General features: G+C 45.1%; 22 protein-coding genes and 1 pseudogene. 4 read left to right on the top strand and 19 right to left on the bottom strand.

Annotated elements, in window-relative coordinates; translation table 11 throughout:
* Nucleotides 1-2: 2 nt before the first annotated feature.
* The 5 genes from Pcarn_RS17755 to Pcarn_RS17730 form a co-directional block, all read right to left on the bottom strand.
* Entirely contained in the window at nucleotides 3-317 is a 315-nt protein-coding gene (locus tag Pcarn_RS17755; RefSeq protein ID WP_261837256.1) for a DUF6693 family protein, read from the bottom strand.
* A 65-nt stretch (nucleotides 318-382) separates the two neighbouring features.
* A complete protein-coding gene (locus Pcarn_RS17750) occupies nucleotides 383-1,351 on the bottom strand; it encodes a hypothetical protein (RefSeq protein ID WP_261837255.1) in 969 nt (322 codons plus the stop codon).
* A 374-nt stretch (nucleotides 1,352-1,725) separates the two neighbouring features.
* Nucleotides 1,726-2,475, bottom strand: coding sequence for a DUF2971 domain-containing protein (locus Pcarn_RS17740; protein WP_261837254.1), 750 nt, complete (start codon nucleotides 2,473-2,475; stop codon nucleotides 1,726-1,728).
* A 107-nt stretch (nucleotides 2,476-2,582) separates the two neighbouring features.
* A complete protein-coding gene (locus Pcarn_RS17735; protein WP_261837253.1) occupies nucleotides 2,583-3,836 on the bottom strand; it encodes a hypothetical protein in 1,254 nt (417 codons plus the stop codon).
* A gap of 163 nt (nucleotides 3,837-3,999) precedes the next feature.
* Nucleotides 4,000-5,328: a HEPN domain-containing protein gene (locus tag Pcarn_RS17730; RefSeq protein ID WP_261837252.1), complete on the bottom strand. Its 1,329-nt coding sequence runs from the start codon at nucleotides 5,326-5,328 to the stop codon at nucleotides 4,000-4,002.
* Between the two features lie 376 nt (nucleotides 5,329-5,704).
* Between Pcarn_RS17730 and Pcarn_RS17725 the strand changes: the two are divergent.
* Nucleotides 5,705-6,687: pseudogene (locus tag Pcarn_RS17725) on the top strand (integron integrase).
* Between the two features lie 190 nt (nucleotides 6,688-6,877).
* Here the strand turns inward: Pcarn_RS17725 and Pcarn_RS17720 are convergent.
* From Pcarn_RS17720 to Pcarn_RS17660, 13 genes are all read right to left on the bottom strand, one after another.
* Nucleotides 6,878-7,405 (bottom strand): chromate transporter, encoded by a 528-nt coding sequence (locus Pcarn_RS17720; protein ID WP_261837251.1) that lies wholly within the window; start codon nucleotides 7,403-7,405, stop codon nucleotides 6,878-6,880.
* 2 nt (nucleotides 7,406-7,407) lie between these two features.
* Nucleotides 7,408-7,986, bottom strand: a complete 579-nt coding sequence (locus tag Pcarn_RS17715; RefSeq protein WP_261837250.1) for a chromate transporter — start codon at nucleotides 7,984-7,986, stop codon at nucleotides 7,408-7,410.
* A gap of 56 nt (nucleotides 7,987-8,042) precedes the next feature.
* Nucleotides 8,043-8,870, bottom strand: coding sequence for a DUF5718 family protein (locus Pcarn_RS17710; RefSeq protein ID WP_261837249.1), 828 nt, complete (start codon nucleotides 8,868-8,870; stop codon nucleotides 8,043-8,045).
* On the bottom strand, nucleotides 8,863-10,095 hold the full coding sequence (locus Pcarn_RS17705) for an allantoate amidohydrolase (RefSeq protein ID WP_261837248.1): 1,233 nt from the start codon (nucleotides 10,093-10,095) through the stop codon (nucleotides 8,863-8,865). The genes Pcarn_RS17710 and Pcarn_RS17705 overlap by 8 nt, the downstream gene beginning before the upstream one ends.
* Before the next feature lie 10 nt (nucleotides 10,096-10,105).
* Nucleotides 10,106-11,335, bottom strand: a complete 1,230-nt coding sequence (locus Pcarn_RS17700) for a pyridoxal-phosphate-dependent aminotransferase family protein (RefSeq protein WP_261837247.1) — start codon at nucleotides 11,333-11,335, stop codon at nucleotides 10,106-10,108.
* Complete coding sequence (locus Pcarn_RS17695) at nucleotides 11,335-12,900, bottom strand: gamma-glutamyltransferase family protein (protein ID WP_261837246.1); 1,566 nt, start codon at nucleotides 12,898-12,900, stop codon at nucleotides 11,335-11,337. The genes Pcarn_RS17700 and Pcarn_RS17695 overlap by 1 nt, the downstream gene beginning before the upstream one ends.
* A complete protein-coding gene (locus Pcarn_RS17690) occupies nucleotides 12,897-14,072 on the bottom strand; it encodes an amidase (RefSeq protein ID WP_261837245.1) in 1,176 nt (391 codons plus the stop codon). The genes Pcarn_RS17695 and Pcarn_RS17690 overlap by 4 nt, the downstream gene beginning before the upstream one ends.
* A gap of 36 nt (nucleotides 14,073-14,108) precedes the next feature.
* Nucleotides 14,109-14,918 (bottom strand): MurR/RpiR family transcriptional regulator, encoded by an 810-nt coding sequence (locus tag Pcarn_RS17685; RefSeq protein ID WP_261837244.1) that lies wholly within the window; start codon nucleotides 14,916-14,918, stop codon nucleotides 14,109-14,111.
* Between the two features lie 12 nt (nucleotides 14,919-14,930).
* The gene (locus Pcarn_RS17680) at nucleotides 14,931-15,659 is read right to left on the bottom strand and encodes an amino acid ABC transporter ATP-binding protein (RefSeq protein WP_261837243.1); all 729 of its coding nucleotides are present in this window, start codon (nucleotides 15,657-15,659) and stop codon (nucleotides 14,931-14,933) included.
* The gene (locus Pcarn_RS17675) at nucleotides 15,646-16,254 is read right to left on the bottom strand and encodes an amino acid ABC transporter permease (RefSeq protein ID WP_261837303.1); all 609 of its coding nucleotides are present in this window, start codon (nucleotides 16,252-16,254) and stop codon (nucleotides 15,646-15,648) included. The genes Pcarn_RS17680 and Pcarn_RS17675 overlap by 14 nt, the downstream gene beginning before the upstream one ends.
* A gap of 54 nt (nucleotides 16,255-16,308) precedes the next feature.
* Nucleotides 16,309-16,977 (bottom strand): amino acid ABC transporter permease, encoded by a 669-nt coding sequence (locus tag Pcarn_RS17670; protein ID WP_261837242.1) that lies wholly within the window; start codon nucleotides 16,975-16,977, stop codon nucleotides 16,309-16,311.
* Nucleotides 16,978-16,994: 17 nt separating this feature from the next.
* Nucleotides 16,995-17,738 carry a transporter substrate-binding domain-containing protein gene (locus Pcarn_RS17665; RefSeq protein ID WP_390904509.1) on the bottom strand — a complete coding sequence of 248 codons (744 nt, stop codon included), beginning with the start codon at nucleotides 17,736-17,738 and terminating at the stop codon, nucleotides 16,995-16,997.
* Between the two features lie 298 nt (nucleotides 17,739-18,036).
* Entirely contained in the window at nucleotides 18,037-19,476 is a 1,440-nt protein-coding gene (locus tag Pcarn_RS17660; RefSeq protein WP_261837240.1) for an NCS1 family nucleobase:cation symporter-1, read from the bottom strand.
* A gap of 308 nt (nucleotides 19,477-19,784) precedes the next feature.
* On the opposite strand from Pcarn_RS17660, the gene Pcarn_RS17655 reads away from it, so the two are divergent.
* From Pcarn_RS17655 to puuE, 3 genes are read left to right on the top strand one after another with little or no spacing between them, the layout of a single operon-like run.
* A complete protein-coding gene (locus Pcarn_RS17655; RefSeq protein WP_261837239.1) occupies nucleotides 19,785-20,459 on the top strand; it encodes a GntR family transcriptional regulator in 675 nt (224 codons plus the stop codon).
* Nucleotides 20,460-21,191, top strand: coding sequence for an aspartate/glutamate racemase family protein (locus Pcarn_RS17650; RefSeq protein WP_261837238.1), 732 nt, complete (start codon nucleotides 20,460-20,462; stop codon nucleotides 21,189-21,191).
* A 36-nt stretch (nucleotides 21,192-21,227) separates the two neighbouring features.
* Entirely contained in the window at nucleotides 21,228-22,157 is a 930-nt protein-coding gene (puuE, locus tag Pcarn_RS17645) for an allantoinase PuuE (protein WP_261837237.1), read from the top strand.
* Here puuE and Pcarn_RS17640 read toward each other — a convergent pair.
* The gene (locus Pcarn_RS17640) at nucleotides 22,154-22,678 is read right to left on the bottom strand and encodes a YgjV family protein (protein WP_261837236.1); all 525 of its coding nucleotides are present in this window, start codon (nucleotides 22,676-22,678) and stop codon (nucleotides 22,154-22,156) included. The two genes, puuE and Pcarn_RS17640, sit on opposite strands and share 4 nt — an antisense overlap.
* Between the last annotated feature and the right edge of the window lie 73 nt (nucleotides 22,679-22,751).

Raw genomic sequence — 22,751 nt, 5'->3', positions numbered from 1 at the left:
ACCTAGTCTACGCGGCTGTTGTTCAGCGCGTAGTTACACACGCGATAGAAGTAGAAGAAGTAACCGATACCTAGAGTGAATATGGTGATAAAGAACCACAGCACCACGTGACCGATATTACCGAACAGGTCGATGTCACACGTCATACGGCGCTCGTTACCATACTCGTCCACAACTGAGGTTCGGTTGATCACGAACTTAGCAAACGAGTATGGGAAGAACAGCAGGGCGATACCAAAGGTGATGATGGTTAATAAGAACCACACTATCATGTGGCCCAGAATATCCATGACTGCAATGTCGGCTTTTAGCTTCATATTTCATCTCTTCTAGATAAGTACGCCACCATCATAGCGCATCACGAATAGTAAAAAGATGAAATCTATTTAATCCATAATTCATGGTTTGGGTCTTGCTCTAGAGCCCAATCTATATTGGTGCGCGCATGCAGATATACCTGCAGTCCGTTAAACAGATGAAAGGCGCCCACACCGCCCAGATGTTCGTGTTGCTCAAAGAAAGCATCTTCGGATTGCTCGAGCTTTTCGAGGTTATTAATGCTTCTCGACATAGCCCATCCAATGGCTTCAGCAGGTACAGATACGCCATCGATATCAACCTCAGAGATAGACTCAGCATCTATTCGCTTTAGGTTGTTGTGCAGCTTTTCTTGGCTTAGCATCTGTTTACGGTCGGCTTCTTGAGTGGCAATCTCTTCAAGGATCTCATTGGCTTCGCGACGACTCACACCCGTGTACAAACGACCTATCTTAAGGGCATAAGCAAAACGGCCCTGCCCAAGAATATCCACCAGCCCCTCGAACAGATACTTGTTAAGGGATTCTGCACGAAGGAAGAACTCTACTGCAGAATCAAAGCTAGCAAACTTCTTACCCTCAAACTCAAAGGCGTAGGTATCATCGAGAATATCTAGCTCCATGCCATCCACATACAAATCCCAGCCATTGAAGTCTGCACGCTGTTTGGCTATCTCATACATAGCCCAAGCGCTATCGGTAAAGCCCTTGAAAGCCGTGCCATCTAGAGTCGTTTCTTCAAGCTCTTCCTTAGTCCAGTTTTCACCTATGCCTAGATGCTTGGCATAGCGCTTCATTAGCGCATTCTTTACCTGAAGCTTGAGGTCATAGATGGACTCGGGCGCTCTCATCACATTGGCGGTACCCTTGGCTATGATACGACACTCATCACAAGCCGGAATAGCAAGGGGCATATGGGTGATATAGTCCGATTCTTGGATGGGAAAGGTCAGCTCTTGATGGCTCGGCTCACCACAAAACCAGCAGGTATGGCGCAGGTTAAAAGGAACGTCGATAGAGGCGTAGTTGAGCATGAGAGAGTGACCTTAGTGTGTAATTCGCCACGTAGACTATCACGTTTAAAGGTAAAAATAGAGAGGCTCAAAATGAACCTCTCATGATCTCTTAATATGTAGCAACTCACACTCGATTTTACACGTCGGCTTGGTTAGTCACTACCAGAGTGTACAGTCACCCTGCCGAGCTCATAACTCACTATTGGACAAAAATTTGTCAGCTATATTACTAAGTTAGGATATAGCGGGTTATCTGATGTATGGGAATGTAACGCTCTGTTAAGGTGTGAGCAACGCGATGCCGATATCCTCGCATACCACCTTAAACACCAAACGCAACGCATAGTAAAAATACCACGCGTTGCGAATCTCTCTTAAACAGTTTGTTATGTTTATTCTTCAAAGCTCAAGCCCAAACCCTGAAAATCAATTTCCGGATTTAGGATTCTTTCAGTTAAAGCATATTTTGATTCAGAAAAGTCCATACATACGAGGTCTATACTACCATTCATCAACATCGATAGCGTTCGCTTGTCTTGTGAAGAAGCCTTAGCGCCAATATAAATCTTGGTGATTTTGCCCGGATGAGTATTTCTGTTATTACCATCATGGATGATGCGATACTCGTTTTCATACGCCCAAGATTCGTGCTTTATGGTCAAAGCTTTACTTATCATTAAGTAGTATTCCTCAGCCTGTCCAGCTGCCTGCTTTTGATCGTGCAATTCCATAAGTTCTTGGTCAGTATTCGGCAATAAATCAAGGTAATCATTTATGGCTTCAACTGATTTATACTCAACTTTACGAGCGTTTTGTATGATACACAATCTGTCGTTGGGAGAATCTCCGAAAATCCCTTGTTCTTTTAAACTAGCAATTTCTTCATCACTAAAAGGCGTATACTCAATACAAATTCCTTTATGCGAATCAGCATAGTGAGACCACATTAGCAAATTGTTATGCTCAGTCGCCAAACATAGTATTTTCTTGGTTTCTAAAAAGAACTCTTTAAACTTCTTCCCTTTCATTAACGCACAATCAAATGGGTCATTGAAACTGAGCGGAGAGCTATACCAACAATACTCATTGATAAACGCATCAAGAGTATTCTTATTTAATGTCATGTATTTATAGAACTTCAAGCTTAACCTCTTTAAACATAGCGTCGCAATAAGCGGTGAATGAACGCGTGCTATGTTTGAGCGTAAGCGAGTCGGCACGCGTTCATGAATCCGACTTAATTTCTTTGTTAGCAATACTCTTCCAACTGAACTTCTAACTTGTTGCCTACTGCTATTAATTTATCTTCTGTTAAAGGCTTATTCATCCTTGCTAGTTTTTTAGTTGAGTTATTAAGCTCAGCAAGCATCTCTGAACTCATAGAGTTAGTCAACTCGGTTTGAAACTCAATTTCATCTAACTGAATCGTTATGACGTTCTCGCCAACTTCGTCAATTAAAACAGCTCGTATAGGACAAGCTTTAGTTAATTCAACAAACCTATTATCAAAAGAAGCAAAAAATGGAATAAAGAAATCACCTTCATAACTCTTTGATGCCATAGTCTCTTGATATCGAAGCGCAAAAATGTCCCACGACATTCCCCTTAGTTTTCCCTTGGTTTTCTTACCAATTTGGCTTACAGGGTCGAAAAATCGCAGACTCTTGCCATATTTCATCAACTTCCAAGCAAAATACAATTCTGTCTTTGGGAACTTCTCTAAGTCCAATATACAAAACTCTATCAATTCACCTAACTTAGATTCAATGCTGGCAGTTTTATTCTGGTTAAGGATTACAGCCTTCAATAAAACTACATAAAGTAACATTCTCCTTTTCTGAAAGCCCTTAATTTCTGGGCTTGAGTGAAAGGCATAAAGAGTGTCAATAGTTCTCTGTCCAGCTAGAGATCTAGTCTCATTAAAAATTGGATTTTTTACACAAAACGACTCTTTTTCATAAACCAAGTTATCAAAACGTTTCAATGCCCTAATTGTATTAAATGGTCTGTGATTTTCTGGCTTCATGGAGTCATAATAATTTTCTATTATGAAAAATGAATAATCGAAGTTAAAGCCACTATCAGGGCCCTCCTTGATGAATCGAACCAAATTTTCAAAGTCTTGCTCTGATTTATCAAGATCTTTGCCATCCTCCCAAATACGGAAACGTTCAGCCGCGTTGGAATCTAAACTAAGAGAGTAATCGATGGACAATTTAACGTGCTTTTCTTTCCACGTTCTATCATACAACTCATCAGAAAAAAATAGTAACCCGGAGCCATAAAAATACTTTTTAAGTGTCGGATACTCATCTTCAATAGCTTTTAGGGACGTATTAGCAAAATCACCTTCAAGGTGATTTGTTGAATAGACTAGTTTAAAACCATGAAATGTATCTCGATTAGGCTCGATTAAATCTGAAAAACTTAGCTCAGTATCGTGATGCGCGACCAAATTAAAAGCTAATTGCAATCGGTCAAATCGCTCTTTTCTTGTTTCCACTTAACACTCCACTTTTGAATGTATTGCTAACGCTCACATAACGGGCTAATAATGCTTGGCTAAAATTGGTGAGGCACGAACCAAGCCAAGTGTTATTAGTCCATGCGTTGATGCGCTTGTTAACTGCGCTAAAAAAACCGAATAGTCATGACTTTATATTCAGTTATAAATCGATCAGTTCAAATCCTGACTCGGGGTTTATTATTCCGAATTTAATACTTACATTTGGAGGCAATTCATCTCTGAATGCTTGAACTCGTTCTAAAAATCTTGCAGAAGGAGTGAAGTCAGGGTAATCCCTTAAAACAACAACTATCTCCCCATTTTTAATACTTTGTTCTTCCATGTATTTTTCAAGAATAAACAATGACTTTTCAAACCTCATTTTTAATGAAGCCATTAAAACTCTAGATGGAAAAGATCGTACTTCAACAGCAAATGAGCTATTTGAAGTCTTCACTACAAAGTCTGTCATATATCTAGAACTGTGAAGTTCAGGAGTAACAACTTCAAAGCCACTTCTCATGTAATATTCTGCAACCGCTTTTTCAGCTAGGTATGCGTATGCATTAGGTGACTCAGATTGATATGTGTGTATGATTAGTTCTCTGTCTTCTTCATCTAAGTCAATTTCTCCAAGTTTATTGATTGCCACTTTAAGGATTTCTTTAACCTGTGAAGTTAAGCCTTTTACTTGTTCAAAATCTTGTCTAGTCAAGAACCTGTTGTGTGCAACCTTATTTCTTAGCTTATATAGTAGTTCCCATTTTTTCTCGAGGCTTTGGGAGCTTTCATCTAATAACGTAGAAAAATATTTTTCCCAATTTGATTTAGGAACGTATTTTAAAATCTTAGCTTTATCATCCTCCCCAAATGATGTCTTAGTCAACACTCGGTCTAATTCCTCAAGAGTGATATCTCTCTTTTTCTGAAATAGAACGTGAGATAAATTTATAAAATCAAGCTTGTAAAGGTCGTTTAGGTGAGTATCTTCTTCTTCAAAACTTTCTATTTTTTTGGCTAAATCAGGAAGCATTGTTTCTTTTGACCAATCCATACCAACATTAATCAACATGAACTTACTGATCAATTTACGCATTACATTTTCTACATCATTTATCAATGGGTATGCAAGGTAGGCATAGTGTCTGCCGATATCATCCCATAAAACATTTATTACTGTAGATTCCGGGTTAATTCTTTTGCAAATTTGTTTGATTTTGTTGCCTACCTCGGAAAATTCCCTAACTAATTCTTCCTTTGTATTTTCTAAAACTATTAAAAAATAACGCTCTTTATTTGAAGGTATATTATCTGTTTCAACCCTAAATTTAACTGTGATTAATGGCTTTGATTTTTGAGTTCGTTTAAATGTAAGCTTTTGACCTGTAATTGAGATTAGAGAATCTACCTTTAAAAAATCAATAAATGCTTTTTTACTATTACAAAATGAATCATCATTCTTTACTAGAACTAGGAATTCCAATTTCAATTGATTGTCCTCTTATATAACTTCTTAACAAAATGCTTTGATTCTGCGGCAGCCTATCGGAAAGCCAGTTAACATTGTTAATAACAGGCCCGCTCGTTTTTCCGCTTGCCTAACTTTCATTCAAGCTACCATAAATCACTGAAATTTATGCATATACTTCATATTAAGCATTCTGTCTTTACATAAAAACGAGCGTGCGTGTTATCTTAGATAAGAATAGCGTCATTACCTTTAATAACAATAACTTATTAAATTCGCTATCGACATAATGAGACTAGGCTCTCGGCAAAACAAGCCATTTTTCATACTCAACCTGAATTCAACCCGAATTCAACCCGAATAAACTGTATAAATACACAGTAAAAGAAAATGAGAGATAACTAGCAAGTTTCTAGAAGAAATTCGGCGACATATTCGAATGTCGGGATATAGTCTCAAAACAGAAAAAGCCTACTTATATTGGATTAAATAATTCATCTGCTTCAACAAACTAAAACATCCAAAAGATATGAGAGAAAACAAAGTAACGGCTTTTCTTCCTTATCTTGCCAACGAGCAATACGTAGCAATCGACACTCAAAAAGTTGCTCTCAACACGATTGCATATCTCTACAATCAGTTTTTACAAGCCCCAGTGGGAGAATTAGGTTTTACCTATGCTAAAAAACACGCAAACTACCAAACGTGCTAACGGCCAACGAAGTGCAACTCATTCTCTCGCATCTATCAGGTGTGAATCACACGATATTTTCATTACTTTATGGATCAGGACGTAGAGTCAATGAGTGTTTACGACTCAGGGTGCAGGATCTAGACTTCACTAACTTGTCGTTAACCGTGCGGGATGGGAAAGGCAAAAAAGATCGAGTGACATTACTGAGCCCCACCCTCACCCCATCACTCCAACATCAAATAGAGAGAGTATCAACAATACAGAGAAATGATAATAAACAAGGTATTGGCCCATCATTACCTCATGCTCTTGGTAAAAAGTATCCCAACGCGTTTAAACAAACTTTATGGATGTTTATCTTCCCTTCAATGACTATCTGTAGACATCCACTAATTAATCAACTTTGCCGCCATCATCTGCACGACTCTTCACCACGAAAGGCCTTAAAACGTGCCGTACAACAAGCAAACATCTCTAACAAACCAATCACTTGCCATACTTTCCGTCATAGTTTTGCAACTGAATTGCTGCGTTCTGGACAAGATATCCGTACTGTTTAAGAGTTGCCAGGGCATTCAGATGTAGCAACGACACAAATCTATACGCATGTCATTGGTGAACACTTCGCAGGTACTGTAAGCCCACTAAATAAAATCTTTGTTGCAAACCACAAAACAGATCCATAGCTTGCAATCTACTCGATAAGTTAAATTTGATTCCAGTCATTAGAAAACTCAGGGTGTATTTGGAGTAGGTAGTAGAACTGAGTAAACAGTCTAGGTAACTTTGGGGCAAAACTAATTTAGGGCAACCTGTCAGATATGGTCACATCGAGTAAACGAAACAGACAGATTACCCTCAGACTAATTCACTTAATTACATCAGCAGAGCGCCGTAGACAAGGCTTGCCGAGATAACATAAGTAGGGTGAACCTTGAACTTCTCTAGGGCGATACCAGCCAATACAAACAGCAACGCAAAATGCATCCAACCATTGCCAACGCCAGAGAGCACGAGTTTGTAGCTGAGCAGAAGCATTAGGGTGAAGATAATAGGCAATACCCAAGCGCTAAGGGCTTTCACCTTAGGCGAACTGCGATACTTATACAGAACGCCCATCGCAACTATCATAATGATGATGGTTGGGGCCACAGTAGCAAATACTGCGATAGCCGCTCCCAAATTGCCACCCACTTCATAACCGATATAGCCAGCCATCTTAGTTGCGATAGGGCTTGGAAGGGCATTACCTAGGGCCAGCACCTCTGCAAATTGATTGGCATTCATCCAGCCGTATTGACCAACCACTTGCGCTTCAATAAGAGGAATGATCGCAGGACCACCACCGTACCCCACTATGTTGGGAATGAAGAAAGCGAGAAAGATATCTAGATAAATCTGCATGGTTAGCCCTCTCCCTTCTCAGTCGCTACTTGATCATATTCCTTCTTCGGAGATGGCTTAATCAATACAGCGAGGAGCACCGCCCCCACGATCAAGCCTGGGTGAATATGGAAGACAGAGATCAGTATCAATGAGGCTAGGCTGCCCAATACCGTCGCCAGCATCCCTAATGCTTTGTGCCCTTTCATAAAAAAGTCGTAACTCAGCTTGACCATCATCCAAGTCACAACAGGAACCACACCGTGAGCCATACCAGCAACCCAAGGCTTATCGCGATATTCATTCAATAGGCCTAGTCCTGCAATCATCACAATGATCAGCGGGATTATGGTGGCAATCACAGCATTGATGCACCCAAACACACCGCCCACCTTATAGCCAATGTAACCCGCCATTTTGGTGGCTATCGGCCCGGGTAAGGTGTTGCCTATGGCAAGAACATTGGAAAACTCATCGTCATCCATCCACTGATAGTTATCCACTACCTCTTTATGCACTAGGGGGATCATGGTTGGCCCGCCCCCAAAGCCAAATAGGCCAATGCGAAAGAATGCACTGGCTAGCTGCAACTGCTTTTTCATTATTTCCTCATACTTCCTAATTGAGGTCGCTCGAAAGCCTAACCTCCTTGTTACTGTTAGCCTGCTACCTGCTGATGCAAGTAGAGCTTAGATTTGCTCAGTTTAGATACGTCTCCATGGGCTAACGCTTGCTCTATTTCACCAAAAGAGAGTTCACGGCTGTCGTAAGCGATTGCTAGGGTTTCATCACCCTGCTGCAAATAGTGAGATTCACCTAAATCTGTATAGCAAGGCGCACCGATAGCCACTGTGATTTCAGCAGGCCGATTACACCCTTGTAATATGGCTTTGATGTCGTGAAGAGCGCCCTCATCCTGTTGGCTATTGATACGTTCTGCAATCCAGTCGAGCAAGGGCTCAAAGAAGAGATGATAATCGACAACCGATACGTCCTGACTGCATAGATACCACTCTCCACCTCTGTTCAAGAAGCCACACAATCTCAGATGATTCAGAGCTGGCTCAAATTCCGGTATAGGCAACCAGCTCACGCTGATCCCTTTACTAGAGGCTCCCCAATTCTTTTTTTGTACCAGCTTATCTATGGTTTTGTTTCTATGCGTAGCATCGTTTATGAGACCTAATGCTATCGGCGCTAAGCTCTGGACTTCACCCGATGCTCGATATTGCACCTTCAGCTTAAGGGCAAGCTCAGGCTCCATTTGCACCTTGGCATCGGATTGCTCTGGTAGTTGAAGCCTGCTGTCGCTAAACGGGTATTGAGCAAGATAGCTCTGCTCGTAATTCTCGGCATAGATAGGAAACAGTGCCCTTGGCAGGCGAGTATCCTCAACCTTATCTAACGCTCGGCTCTCTCCTGTTTGGTTGAGATATCCAGGCGAGTTTCCTGCAATGCCGAGCACAACCTTAGATGCCTTAACCATCGGCTCGTTCCTTTAGCAAAAGCAGCATCTGCTTTAAGCAATCCAGAGCCACCTCTACATCCTGCACATTGACCGCTTCTCTCGGGTTATGACTAATGCCCTTGTCACAGCGCACAAACAACATTCCCACCTCAGTAAGATGCGCCATAGCCAAAGCATCATGACCAGCACCGCTGGCTAGAAACAACGGTGCTTGCTTAGTGCTAAGCTCCACAGCCGAGCCCCAAAGTTGCTGTAAGGACTCAGCACAAGGAACGGATTCAGCCTCATAAAACAGCTCGCTTTTAAGAGACAAACCACGCTGCTCCGCAATATCATCAAGCTGCGCCAGCAAGGCCTCACAGTAGTCATCTAGCTTAGCTTGGTCTAAGCTGCGGATATCTAGAGTGAAGTTAACTACCCCAGGGATTACATTCACTGAGCCCGACGGAAGCTCGCATTTGCCAACGGTTGCCACTAGGCTGTTTTGCTTAGCAAAGGCTTCAATCGCAAGCGTCATCTGCGCCATGCCGCACATAGCATCGGCTCTCATCTCGAGTGGTACAGTACCGGCGTGACCGGCCATGCCCTTTACTGAAAACTGATAGCGTTTAGCCCCTGCGATTCCAGTAACCACACCCACGGCTCTATCCTCAGCCTCCAGCACTGGCCCTTGCTCTATATGCACCTCTAGATACGCTTGAACCTCGCTAGGCTCTCTAGCATCCAAGGCTGCTTTTTTAGGGTCAAGGCCAAACTCAAGCATCGCTTCAGCCATTGAAATGCCCTGTTTATCCTCAACCTCAAGCCAATCAGGCTGGAAAACACCTGCCGTCGCACTAGATCCAATCAAGGTAGTATCAAAACGTGTGCCCTCTTCATCGGCAAAGGCGACGATATCTACATGAAAGGGAAACTCGATATCTATAAGCTGCTGCAGAGCGCTGATCCCAAGCAAAATACCCAGATTGCCATCGTATTTTCCGGCATTCACCACGGTATCGCTATGAGAGCCGATGATAAGGGTCGGCTGGGTTGGGTTAGCGGAAACCTTACGTCCCCACTGATTGCCCACACTGTCTTGCCAAGTCTCTAGGCCTGCTTGAACCATCCATTCTGACAGGGCTTGATGAGCTTGCTTGTGCTGTTTGGATAGGTAGGTACGGGTCAGTGCACCGGGTGTTGAGGTAAACTGTGCCAACTCGTCGGCACGCTGCATGATGATGTTTGAATCCGTTCTAGTCATCACTGGCGCCCTACTCGAAAAGACTCATAGCGGCAAGCACCGCTTGACCAGGAATCACCTTGGCCTTGTTACGAATCAGGATGGCTTCCAGAGCGGCCAGTGTCGTTAGCACAGCTTCTTGTCTGGCGTTATAACCCATGGTACCGATACGCCAGATCTTTCCATGCAGTGGACCAAATGAGGTGCCAATCTCGATGCCAAAGCTGGTCAGCAATTCTTGGCGCACCTTGTCTCCATCTATGCCTTGTGGAATATAGACACCCACCACGTTATTCATCTTAAATTCAGGGTTACCGAATAGCTCTAACCCCATAGCACGCAGACCGGTCACCATAGCGTCACCTGCCTGTTTGTGTCTCGCGATAACGGTATCAGCACCCTCTTCAAGGAAGATTCGCGCACACTCTCGCGCCGCGTACAACATGCTAGTGGCTTCGGTGTGATGGTTAAGGCGCTCTGGCCCCCAGTAATCCATCACCATAGCCAGATCGAAATAGTTAGAGCGGATCATTTCGTCTTCGCCACTTTGGTGGTGATCAGCTCGGATCCCAGCTTCAATATGTTTACGTTTGTTGATTAGCTCAGCGCAGCGGTCACTCAGTGTAATCGGAGCGCTTCCAGATGGACCGCCCAAACACTTTTGCAGACCGGCAGATACCGCATCCAGATGCCACTCATCCACCTTAAGTTCATTGCCTGCAATCGAAGCGGTCGCATCACAATAGAAGAGCACACCATGTTTATTACAGATCTCACCAATCTCAGCCAGAGGCTGATTCATGGTAGTGGAGGTATCACCCTGCACGGTTGCCAGAAGCTTAGGTTGGAATTCTTTAATCGCCTTTTCGACCAACTCCGGCGGACATACCTCACCCCATTCGATGTCTATGGTTTTAACCACTGCACCTACACGATTAGCGATTTCACACAGCAAGTGACCAAAGCGACCAATCACAGGGATCAACACCTTATCACCCGGCTTAAGCACAGAAACCAATACCGCTTCGATACCTGAACGCGCAGTGCCATCCACCAGCATGGTCTGTTGGTTCTGGGTATGGAACACACCTCGGTATAGAGACTGAGCCTGGTTCATATAACCCGTCATAACAGGGTCATATTGACCAATCAAAGAGGTCGATAACGCTTGATGTACTCGAGGATAAGCATTGATTGGACCTGGCCCCATAAGCAGGCGCTGAGGTGGATTCAAGGTTTCGAATAAGGTGTTGTTTGTCATTAAAATTCTCCTAAAAAGTAACGGCCATCGCTGCGAGGATCGCTGGTTGCACTCGCCTTTCCGTGTTCGTCAAGAGCTATGGCTCCTGCATGCCCCATTAATTCGTTGTGATTGCTGACTTGGCTGATCTCATGCCCCATCTGCTGAAGGGCTTCGCCATAGGTCATATAAAGATCCTGCTCGAGCCTGAGATTATTGTTGGTATCACCCCAAGTGCGTCCCAAAAGCCAGCGAGGCTTAGAGACCGATTCTTCTAGACCCATACCTTGATAGAGATAGCGGCTAAATAGGCAGGCTTGCGTTTGAGGTTGTCCCTCACCACCCATGGTTCCATACACCATGCGGCGGCCATCGCTAAGCTCAACATAAGCAGGATTTAGGGTATGAAATGGCTTTTTACCGGGCGCGAGAACATTGTGATGATCTGCATCCAAGGAAAAACTCTTGCCTCGAATATTCCAAAGCACACCGCTTTCAGGCAGAAGTAGACCTGAACCAAACTCCCAGTAGATGCTCTGAATAAAGCTCACCATGGTGCCGTATTGATCCGTTGCCCCCATCCAGATGGTATCCCCCGGCTTAGCCATGTGAGGCCATGGCTTGGCTGTGGTCATAGAGATGGACGAAGCACAGTAATCTAGCAATTCATCTTCTAGGTAACTCTGCAGCGGCTTATCAATACAAGCCTCATCAGTAATGACCTTGTCACGCACCATAAAGGCTTGCTTAGTAGCCTCCACTAAAAGGTGCATATGCTCTAGCTCGTTGCTGGCCTGGTCAGCTAATCGGTCATAGATACCAAGAATCATCAAAGACGCGAGCCCTTGGGTAGGCGCCCCTAGGTTGTATAAGTGCCCTTTAGAGATATTGACGCTGAGCGGTTCAAATACTCTAGCTTGGTGTTGGTTGAAATCCTCAAGAGTTATTGGGCTGCCTGCTAGTTCAAGGTCTCGAGCCATGCTCTGGGCTAGATCTCCACGATAAAAATCGTCTAATCCCACCTCGGCAAGCCGAGAGATGGTACTCGCCAAGGCAGGATTAATCAGTGTCTCGCCTTTTTGTAGCGGCTTCCCTTGCGGGAGAAAAAGACGAGAGAATTCGGTTTGTTTAGAAAGTCTCTTTTGCGTGATTTCACTGGCATGAGCAAGGCTGTTAGTAACCTCTATACCATTACCTGCCGCATCGATAGCTGGCTGAAGTAACCTATTCAGTGGTTGCTTACCACTATTGACCTCAAGTGCTTTCTGCCAACCTGAGATGGTGCCCGCCATGGTAATGGATGCGATGCCCCCTTGCTCAGGGATCTCACCTGCTGAGCGATACTCATCAACGTTGAGATTCAAGGCTGAACGGCCACAGGCATCAATGGCGATAGGCGTCTCTCCGAGCTTACAAATAAGCCAAAATCCATCACCGCCAATACTGTTCATATGTGGGTATTGCACCGCTATCATGGCCGCTGCGGCAACCATGGCCTCACTCGCTGTGCCACCAGCGTCTAGGATCTCTTGCCCGACTCTAGCCGCCTCGTGGTGAGGGGCGGTAAATGCGGTTTGAAAGCTCATAAAGCCTCCTCTTGGATTAAAGATTTAGCCATATTGATAAGCGCTAACTCACTGTTTTTTTGACCTACCAGTGAAATGCCTTGTGGCATGACTAAACCCGACATGGGAATATGAAGCTGAGGCAACCCAGAGAGGCCAGCAAGACTAGTAAGTCCCATAAGTTGACTGCGATAGTTTGCTAATTCATCCGCTGGCATATCGAGCAGAGGTGGACCACCGGGAGTGGTTGGCATTACCCAGAAACCTTGGGATAAAACCTCAGAAAATAGCTCAGCAAATGCCAATTGCTGCACTTTAGCCGAAACGTATTCTTCTTCTGTAATGCCCCTTGCCCACTCAATGCGCTCAGCTATGGCAGGCGCCAACGAGTCCTTCCATTTGTCCAGCCACTGTGAGTGAGTCTGGATGATCTCGAAGCCCTGTATGGTTCTAAAAAGTAGGCTCAGGGCATCGAAGCTGAGACCTTGTCGATTGATAAAATCGACCTCTCGAATCTCTAGATTCGACGACTCTAACCAAGTGTTCAGTTGCGTCTCACGCTCTTTGCCTAAGAGTGCTTTTAAACTGGTATCTAATAGCAAAACCTTAGGAAGGTCAGTCGCCACAGCGCTAGGTTTCAAGGTCTTAAACACCATTTCTAGCATAGAAAGATCACGACTAAAGATACCTGCAGTATCGAAGCTCTTAGAAAGCTGAAAACTGTGCTCTAAAGAGAGAGCCCCCAAGCTTGGTCTTAGACCGAATAGGCCGCAATAACTGGCTGGGACGCGCACAGAACCACCGGTATCTGTGCCAATAGAAAAATCCACATCACCGTTTGCCACCGCAACCGCACTGCCACTAGAAGAACCGCCCGGCAAGCACTCTGATGCAGCTGGATTTGTGGGAGTGCCATAATGAAGATTGTCACCATTGAGGCTATACGCCAGTTCATCGGTTTGTACTCTTCCTTGACACTCTGCGCCCGCTTCCAGCAGTGACAAAATCAGAGGAGAGGTGCTAGTGGCTACCTCATGGGTTTCAAGCCACTTAGGATTACCCGCTCCAGTAGCAAAGCCCTCTACATCAAACAGGTCCTTAAATACAAAACTTTTGCCGCTGAGGGGGCCCGCTTTTAGAGCATCTAGGTACTCTGGTCCTTGCGTACAATAAACTGCGTTGTCGCGCGTCATATTTCTTTCCTTGAAAAAGCGAATCGCTCGCCCTTGTTATTCTATTTCGCCCAGTTGTGAGTAGACCTTGGCAACAGACTCACTGCTCTCTACCGCTTGCTTGCCCAGATAATCGAAGATGCTATTACTCAAGTAAGAGATAAGCGCCATAGGCACCGCATAGCTATCTAAAGGCCTGTCATTGTTCATCGGGCAAACCAAGGTATGGGCTACGAGTGGCTTGTATTTAATACCGGTTTGGTCAGTGATAAGCAGGGTACGATCCTTTGGCAGGGCTTTGACCAAAGTTTCAAAGCCACTAATACGACGCCTGATGCCAATAACGATGACAAAGTCATCCTCAGCAATGGACGCCACTTCCTCGCCTATGGTTTGACCCGGCAGAGGTAGAAGATCGACCCTAGGTCTAGCCTGAATCAGCTGCTGTCTAAAGTGCATTGCCACTGGGTAGCTGTTGCGATAACCAATGATCTTTACGCCCTTGCTAGTAGCAATGGCGCGAGTGATAGACTCAACATCACTCTCATTCAGGTTCTCTAACAGCGCTTCTAAAGCGCGTATCTCCGATGAAAAATCCCCAATCGCTTCATTGGATAGCGCCATAGGCGTGCCTTTGTCGCGCTCATCTAGCAGCTCGCTTCGCAATGCACCATGGTCTTGATAACCAAGTTTGCGGATAAAGCGACTCACACTCGCCTTAGATACGGCGCACGCCTCAGCTATCTCATTGGTTGAAAGCATGAGGATCTTGTCAGGATTCACCAGAAGGTAATCCGCAAGACGACGATTACCCTCAGTCAGTTCTGAATAGTGATTAGCGATGCGCTCAGCGATTGGGTTCGTCATTGAGAATTCCTGTTAACGTACGGCAGATAGAAATGACTGTAGTTCGGCTGTTTGAGGATTAGCAAAAACCTCATGGCTTTCACCCGCTTCCCATACCTTGCCTTGGTTCATAAACACCACTCTATCGCCTACATCTCGAGCAAAATTCATCTCATGAGTCACCAAGATAAGTGTCATACCCTCTGCCTTAAGTTGCTCCAGCACTTTAAGCACCTCACCCACCAGTTCTGGGTCAAGAGCGGAGGTGATCTCGTCACACAAAAGCACCTTAGGAGACATAGCCAAGGAACGAGCAATAGCGACGCGCTGCTGCTGTCCACCAGAGAGATTGCTAGGGTAGGCATCAAACTTGTCTGCCAAGCCGACCTTCTCAAGTAGCTCTTCGGCTTGCTGCTTTGCTTCTTGTTTGGACTTTTTCAGCACCAATTGCGGTGCCAGCATGACGTTTTCACCGACCGTCTTGTGGGGAAACAGGTTAAAGCTTTGAAACACCATGCCAACGCTACGGCTCAGTAGTCTTAGCTTGTAGTCGTCGTTCTCCACCGCCTGGCGATCAACGACGATAGCGCCCTCTTCATAGGTTTCTAGACCATTTAAGCAACGTAGCAAGGTACTCTTTCCTGAGCCGCTACGACCTATGATGGAGACAACCTCACCCGCCTTGATTCGTAGGTCAACGCCCTTAAGCACGTGGTTATCGCCGTAATATTTATGAACTTTATCGATACTAACTAGGGACATGGTTTTTACTCTCCAGATAACGGGCGTACAGGGACAAAGGGAAACAGATCATGAAATAAAGCAATGCAACGAAGGCGAATACCTTGAAAGGCTGGAAGGTGGCGTTGTTTAGCATGGTTCCAGCCTTGGTGAGCTCCACAAAGCCGATAATAGAGGCCAGTGCGGTGCCTTTTACTATCTGCACCGAGAAGCCTACCGTCGGCGCAATAGAGATCTTGAACGCTTGTGGTGCAATCACATGGGTCATGGTGTTGAAGTAGGTCAGACCAAGGGCCTTAGATGCTTCCCACTGCCCTTTAGGAAGCGCCTCGATGCAACCACGCCAGATATCGTGAAAATAAGCACTGCTGAAAAGGGTGAGCGATAAAATAGCAGCAGTCCATGCACTTACTTCCCAACCTAATAAAGATAACCCAAAGAAAGTTAGGAATAACTGCATTAATAATGGCGTACCTTGAAATAGCTCTACATATATTTTAATTACGCCAATAAAGAATTTATTTTTAGTGCTTTGAAGAAAAGTTAATAATGCACCTAGAGCGCCACCAAATATAAAAGCCAATAAAGAAAGCAATATAGTCCAGCGAGCGGCCATTAATAAGTTTCGTAATATATCCCAATCAGAAAAATCAACCATAACTATTACCTCTTATAATGATGGGTTTTTAAAGCTGACTTGCTTTATGGTTGAGAATACAAATCGCATCGCAATCGCAAGCGATAAATAGATGAGTGCAGTGAGCATGTAGGCTTCAAAGCTCAAGAAACTGCGTGACTGAGCAAAGTTAGCCGCAAAGGTGAGCTCTTCTAGTGAGATCTGTGAAACCACAGCCGAACCTAACATCACTATGATGCACTGGCTGACAATCGCTGGATACACGCGCTGATAAGCCGGTGATAGCACTACGTGAATGAGAGTTTGTCTGCGTGTCAGACCCAGAGCCTTACCCGCTTCCCACTGCCCTTTTGGCGTTGCATCTATACCCGCTCGGATGATTTCCGCACTATAGGCACCTAGGTTTAACACCATAGCTAGAGCGCCCGCCTCCCAAGCTGAAAGGCGCAAGCCAAGCGCAGGAAGACCGAAGAAAACGAAGAATAGCTGCACGATAAATGGGGTATTGCGGATCAGCTCAATATAGCTAGCACAAAGAATTCTCAGCCATTTCGCCTTACAGGTACGTCCTGCCGCACAAAGGGTTCCAAGCAAAAGCCCCATGCATGTCGAGAAAACCGTTAGCTTCACTGTTGCCCATACCCCTGCCGCAAACTGCGGCAGGTAGGGAGCAAGTCCTGCAAAATCAAGAGAGTAGCTCATATACAGGATTCCTAAGGTTACGCTTTTAGGTCAGCAGGGAAAGAGGCCTTAAGCCACTTCTGAGAAATGCTCTCTAGTTCGCCATCTTGTTTTGCCTTACTAATAAGTCGGTTCACTTCTTGTAGCAATTCATCATCGCCCTTCATCACACCGATATAACAAGGAGAGTTTTTCAGCATGAATTTCACTTCAGGAGCTTTAGCCGGATAGCGATTAGCAATCTCTGTCACCACTAGGTTACCAGTCGCGATAAGGCCAACTTGACCAGATAGATAAGCAGAAAGTGTGGCGTTGTTGTCTTCATAACGCTTCAAGGTCGTATCCTTAGATACCAGTTTGCTAAGCTCGATATCCTCTACTGAGCCGCGCGTTACACCCACTGTTTTACCTTGTAGGTCATCTGCAGATGCAACCGCTTCACCGCTTTGTCCAAACACGCCTAAGAAGAAAGGAGCATAAGGTTTAGTAAAGTCGATAGCGCGCTCACGCTCAGGGTTCTTACCTAGGCTCGAGATGATCAGATCGACCTTACGTGTTTGAAGGTAAGGAATACGGTTGGCACTGGTCACAGGTACGATAGAAAGCTTAACGCCCAACTCATCCGCCAGATACTGAGCCATATCTATGTCATAGCCCTGAGGTTTTAGATCAGTACCCACTGAGCCAAATGGAGGGAAGTCTTGAGGCACAGCAACCTTCAAAACGCCCTGCTTTTGTATGCTTTCAAGTTGGTTGGCTGAAGCGGTAAAAGAAGCGGCCATTAACGAGCAAGATAGGATGGCACCGGATATCACTTTCAATAAATTCATAATTCAATTCCTTTTCTGTCATGAAACAAATGAAACACTTATCAGGATAACTGCAACGAATGTGCCAACTTTATGAAAATTGGCTCAACCCCCGTAATTACTGGGCTGAACGAAAGTGAGGTAAAATCTATGTGCCGAACTGGAACAAAATGGATGTCTGTTATTGGTGCGTTTGCCCCAAAAAAGAACAGCGTACAAACTAAAAAACCCACGACATAAAATGCCGTGGGCTTGGTTCAATTGATTTAAATTAAGATTGCTTGGCTAGTCGAGTTTGACCTGCCCAAGCGCTGCGCTTTTGCATCAGGAAGCGATAGGAAAACGCTGCCGTAAAACCACCAATAAACAAGGCAAAGTTGGCCAGTCCATCGATAGAGAAGGTAGCTATGATGGCAACGACACTAGATATCGCTAGAGCATACACGCTGTTCATGTTGATACCGTTCTTATACCAATACTGACCTTGTGGAGACTCGGTATATAACGAAGGAACATGGATTTCGCCTTTTTTCAGGAGGAAGTAGTCAACAATGATGATGCCGTATAGTGGGCCAATCATGGCTGCCAGCACATCCACCGTATAGTGGATAACCTCAGGGTTGTTAAACAGATTCCAAGGAGTAAGAAGTACAGAGCCAAAGGCTGCGATAAAGCCGCCTGTTTTAAAGCTGATCTTCTGCGGTGATACATTTGAAAAATCAAACGCCGGCGCCACAAAGTTCGCCACGATATTGATACCGACTGTGGCGAAGATAAAGGTTAGTGCCCCCAGTACAGTGATCATGCCTGAGTCTAAACGCTTAACCGTCTCTACTGGGTCGACAATCATCTCACCAAATACAGGGATTGATGCCGATACAATAACAACAGCAAACAAAGAGAACAGAATAAAGTTAACCGGCAAGCCAAGTATGTTACCTATCTTCAGCTCTTTATAACTGTTGCAATAACGAGAGAAGTCACTGAAGTTAAGCGTTGGTCCCGCAAAGTAACCCGCTACCAGCGCCGTCGCAATAAGCATCTGCATGATGGCATCGCTACCTAGTAAGCTCTCTTTACCTAGGTTAAAGCTAATATTTTCCCAACCAGCAAGGTTTATCATATAGGCACACAGGGCAAACATAGCCAGATAAATAGCCGGACCTGACCAGTCAATAACCTTACGAATCATATCCATACCGAACATAAACACGATAGCTTGTAGTAGCCACATTGATGTGAAACCAATCCAGCCAAGGTAGGAAAGACCGATAAACTCATAGTTGGCTAGATGCTCCATGCTCGGGAAGAAGTAAAGAAGCAGGATGATGAAGGAGCTAGACGCCAAATAGGTTTGGATACCATACCAAACGACAGCAATAAGCCCGCGCACCACCGCAGGAATGTTTGCACCAAAGACACCGAAAGACATACGAGCAACCACAGGGAACGGCACACCCGCTTTTTGTCCGGGCTTACCCATTAAATTAGCAAATAGCAGCACGATTGAGATACCCGCTAGCAGGCTGATAAAGACCTGAATACCATTTAGTCCCAGAGCAAATAGACTGGCTGCAAATACATAACCACCTACGCTGTGAACGTCTGACATCCAGAACGCAAATATACTGTACCAACCCCATTTCTGTTTTTTCTCCGGTGCTAAGTCTGCATTACTTAATCTCGGACTTACGGGTAATTCCTTGTTCATTTATATATCTCCATTACGATTGTATACAATCATGGAAATACAATTAGCGTGCCAAACTTTAATTTCTATATATTTAAGGGCTATATAAAGATTAGAGATAAAAATAATGAATACTTTCGCACCAATATGATCACTAATGTACCGATATGGTGCTGGGTTCAACGAAAGTAAACCTATTTATATCGCCATAAAATCCAAAGAAGCTAGATATTGATTGTATACAATCAAATATCTCTTTACTGCACGACTCTGGTATACAAATTGCAGGAGTATCTAGATGGAATATACAGATTCATAGGTACTCAAAGATGTCTAACGATGAAAAGGTCTACCAAAAACTGCTTCGAGCTATTGTGGAACACAAACTCGAACCCGGAGTACGCCTGCCCGAGGATAAGCTCTCTGAAGCCTTTGGTATAAGTCGTACTGGTATTCGCAAGGTACTTCAACGACTGGCGATAGAGCACTTTGTGGTTATAGAGCCTAACAAAGGCGCTCAGGTAAACGAGCCTAGCCGAAAAGAAGCCATAGACGTTTTAGAAAGTCGCATCCTGATTGAGCCTTTGCTGATCACAGATATCCTAAAGCACTGGGACGATACCCAATCCTGCTATTTTCGCTCGCTGGTCTCGCAAGAGCACAAGGCCGAGCATCGGGGTGACCTTGCTGCCTCTATCCAGTTAACGGCTCGCTTTCATTTTGAATTAGCACGCCTGTCCAAAAACGCGGTTCTAGCCGAGCTTATCGAGCAGCTGTGTCTGCGCTCTTCTCTGGTCATTGCGGCTTTCGGCTCAAAGAGCAGCGTGAACTGCGAGTGTGGCAGTCATAGCGAAATCATAGACCTGTTAGATGCAGGAGAGCTCGTAGAGGCTCAAGCCTGGATGGCTCACCACCTAGAGCTAATCAAAGACTCTCTCAATCTGGACAGCAAAAACGAACAACCTATTAATTTTCAACAGCTTTTCTCGGAAATGGAACAATAGATGAAGATAAACCTTATTAACCCTAATACCTGTCAAGGAATGACAGACAAGCTTTCTACAAGTGCACAGCAGGTCGCTCTGCCGAGCACGCAAATCTATGCCAACTCTCCAGTTAATGGCCCTGAGAGCATAGAGTGCGCCCTAGATGAAACCATAGCGGCAGCAGCCCTTTTAGAGCAGATCAAGCAAGGAGAGGAGCAAGGTATGGACGCTCATATCATCTCCTGTTTCGGTGACCCAGCTCTGGATGCAGCAAAAGAGGTAGCCACCAAGCCAGTGATTGGTATTGCAGGAGCGGCCTTTCAATTAGCGAGCATAGTCGCGCATAAATTCGGTGTAGTGACCACTATGACTCGCACCCTTCCTGCAAGTGAGCACCTACTTCGTCGATATGGATACCATCACCTGTGTAGTGGTGTACGCGCCACGGATATCGCCGTTTTGGATCTAGAAACTATCGACAAGCAGACTTACGAGCAACTCAAACAAGAATGCCAACTGGCTATCTCCCAAGATGGAGCAGAAGCCATAGTTCTTGGCTGTGCAGGAATGTCTGACCTAGCACAGGAGCTCAGCAATGCGCTCAAGATTCCGGTGATTGATGGAGTATCGGCTGCGGTTAAGCTTGCCGAGTCTCTCAATCAGCTGGGATTAACCACCTCTAAGGTCGGCCAATATGCACCGCCTCTGGCTAAGCAGTTTCATGGCCAGTACCAGCACTGGAGCCAATAACCCCTTCCCTAGATTAAGCCGTTCAAGGAATAGAATATGAACCAAGATAACCCTCGCGATTACATTGGATATGGGCGAGACAATGTGCCAGATGCTAACTGGCCAAATAGAGCGAAGATAGCGCTGCAATTCGTGCTCAACTATGAAGAGGGCGGAGAAAACTGTGTGTTGCATGGTGACAGCCACTCTGAAACCTTCCTATCAGAGATCGCTGGCGCAGAAGCCTACCCAGAGCGGCATATGAGCATGGAGTCCATGTATGAGTATGGCTCTCGCGCCGGTGTGTGGCGCATTCTAAATGAGTTCAAACAGCGTTCATTGCCACTAACCATATTTGGTGTGGCTACCGCTCTTCAGAAAAACCCTGAGGTCGTAAAAGCAATAGTTAAAGAGGATCATGAGATTGCTTGCCACGGCCTCAAATGGATTCACTATCAGCATATGCCTATAGAAACTGAGCGGGAGCACATGCAGCAAGCGCTCAACATCATCAAGGAACTCACCGGCAAGGATTCTATAGGTTGGTATACGGGAAGAGATTCACCCAATACTCGAGAGTTAGTGGCTGAGCAAGATGGGCTGTTATATGACTCTGATTACTATGGTGACGACCTGCCCTTTTGGACTCAGGTCACTAGCAATAAGGCCACCGGAGATACTCGCCCTCACCTAGTGATTCCATACACTCTAGATTGCAACGATATGCGCTTTTCATCCCCTACAGGGTTTAGCCAAGGAGACGATTTCTTTCAATATCTCAAAGGCAACTTCGACTGCCTGTATGCGGAGGGAGAGACCAAGCCCAAAATGATGTCCATTGGGTTGCACTGTCGCATCATAGGCAAGCCTAGCCGCTTTATGGCGCTAAAACGCTTTCTAGATTACGTGCAGTCGCACGACAAGGTATGGATTACTACTCGAGGAAATATTGCCAAGCACTGGTACGAAAACCATCCTCCGAGCTAGGCCTCTTGAGCGCACTCTCTAATCGTGCGCTTTTCATCTCTGATCAAGCGAAAGATGGTAGTTGAGTTAACCGTCAATAGGGTCAGTTCTAGCAAGGTGCCACCGATAGAGCCCACCAGGATATTGTTGGTTAACCAGCACAGCGCGCCAATTAAGAAGCCGATGCGCATAGCTATGCCCTTGAGCATAAAGACTGAGTAGGTGCCGATAACCGTGCCCGCTACAGCGAATAGTTGCCACCACTCATCAGCAAGCCACAAACCTGTGCCAAGGCTAATAGCAATAAAGCCGATCGCGACCCAGATAGAAGATATATAAATAGCAGTAGCGGTTCTGATTGCAGACAGGAAAGCACTCATCGCCGAAACCACTGAGCCGAGCAATAGGAAGTGGATCAGGTGATTAAAGTTGAACACCAGCATCAAGATCTTAAGGCGACGATCATCTTTTTGATAAAAAGCAGCCAAACCAAGGGCATAGCTCAAAAAGCCAAGTGCCTGCGCTAAAGATAGATACTCCAATACTGCTCCCAAGATAGACTTCCACTATTGACTCAGGAGCAAAATATCAGGTTTCGGCTTAACTTCCAAGTAT

Origin of the sequence: Vibrio ishigakensis, assembly GCF_024347675.1 — a bacterium.
GTDB classification, from domain to species: domain Bacteria; phylum Pseudomonadota; class Gammaproteobacteria; order Enterobacterales; family Vibrionaceae; genus Vibrio; species Vibrio ishigakensis.
Note: the sequence above shows the minus strand (reverse complement) of the source record. Positions and strands in the feature narration are given on the sequence as shown.

What these genes read in the sequence shown, in the direction of transcription:
- Pcarn_RS17705 (WP_261837248.1), bottom strand. Translation starts at nt 10,095, where the DNA reads ATGACTAGAACGGATTCAAACATCATCATGCAGCGTGCCGACGAGTTG.
- Pcarn_RS17695 (WP_261837246.1), bottom strand. Translation starts at nt 12,900, where the DNA reads ATGAGCTTTCAAACCGCATTTACCGCCCCTCACCACGAGGCGGCTAGA.
- puuE (WP_261837237.1), top strand. Translation starts at nt 21,228, where the DNA reads ATGAACCAAGATAACCCTCGCGATTACATTGGATATGGGCGAGACAAT.
- Pcarn_RS17710 (WP_261837249.1), bottom strand. Translation starts at nt 8,870, where the DNA reads ATGGTTAAGGCATCTAAGGTTGTGCTCGGCATTGCAGGAAACTCGCCT.
- Pcarn_RS17700 (WP_261837247.1), bottom strand. Translation starts at nt 11,335, where the DNA reads ATGACAAACAACACCTTATTCGAAACCTTGAATCCACCTCAGCGCCTG.
- Pcarn_RS17665 (WP_390904509.1), bottom strand. Translation starts at nt 17,738, where the DNA reads ATGGCCGCTTCTTTTACCGCTTCAGCCAACCAACTTGAAAGCATACAA.
- Pcarn_RS17720 (WP_261837251.1), bottom strand. Translation starts at nt 7,405, where the DNA reads ATGCAGATTTATCTAGATATCTTTCTCGCTTTCTTCATTCCCAACATA.
- Pcarn_RS17650 (WP_261837238.1), top strand. Translation starts at nt 20,460, where the DNA reads ATGAAGATAAACCTTATTAACCCTAATACCTGTCAAGGAATGACAGAC.
- Pcarn_RS17660 (WP_261837240.1), bottom strand. Translation starts at nt 19,476, where the DNA reads ATGAACAAGGAATTACCCGTAAGTCCGAGATTAAGTAATGCAGACTTA.
- Pcarn_RS17680 (WP_261837243.1), bottom strand. Translation starts at nt 15,659, where the DNA reads ATGTCCCTAGTTAGTATCGATAAAGTTCATAAATATTACGGCGATAAC.
- Pcarn_RS17750 (WP_261837255.1), bottom strand. Translation starts at nt 1,351, where the DNA reads ATGCTCAACTACGCCTCTATCGACGTTCCTTTTAACCTGCGCCATACC.
- Pcarn_RS17685 (WP_261837244.1), bottom strand. Translation starts at nt 14,918, where the DNA reads ATGACGAACCCAATCGCTGAGCGCATCGCTAATCACTATTCAGAACTG.
- Pcarn_RS17655 (WP_261837239.1), top strand. Translation starts at nt 19,785, where the DNA reads ATGTCTAACGATGAAAAGGTCTACCAAAAACTGCTTCGAGCTATTGTG.
- Pcarn_RS17675 (WP_261837303.1), bottom strand. Translation starts at nt 16,254, where the DNA reads ATGGCCGCTCGCTGGACTATATTGCTTTCTTTATTGGCTTTTATATTT.
- Pcarn_RS17690 (WP_261837245.1), bottom strand. Translation starts at nt 14,072, where the DNA reads ATGACGCGCGACAACGCAGTTTATTGTACGCAAGGACCAGAGTACCTA.
- Pcarn_RS17755 (WP_261837256.1), bottom strand. Translation starts at nt 317, where the DNA reads ATGAAGCTAAAAGCCGACATTGCAGTCATGGATATTCTGGGCCACATG.
- Pcarn_RS17715 (WP_261837250.1), bottom strand. Translation starts at nt 7,986, where the DNA reads ATGAAAAAGCAGTTGCAGCTAGCCAGTGCATTCTTTCGCATTGGCCTA.
- Pcarn_RS17670 (WP_261837242.1), bottom strand. Translation starts at nt 16,977, where the DNA reads ATGAGCTACTCTCTTGATTTTGCAGGACTTGCTCCCTACCTGCCGCAG.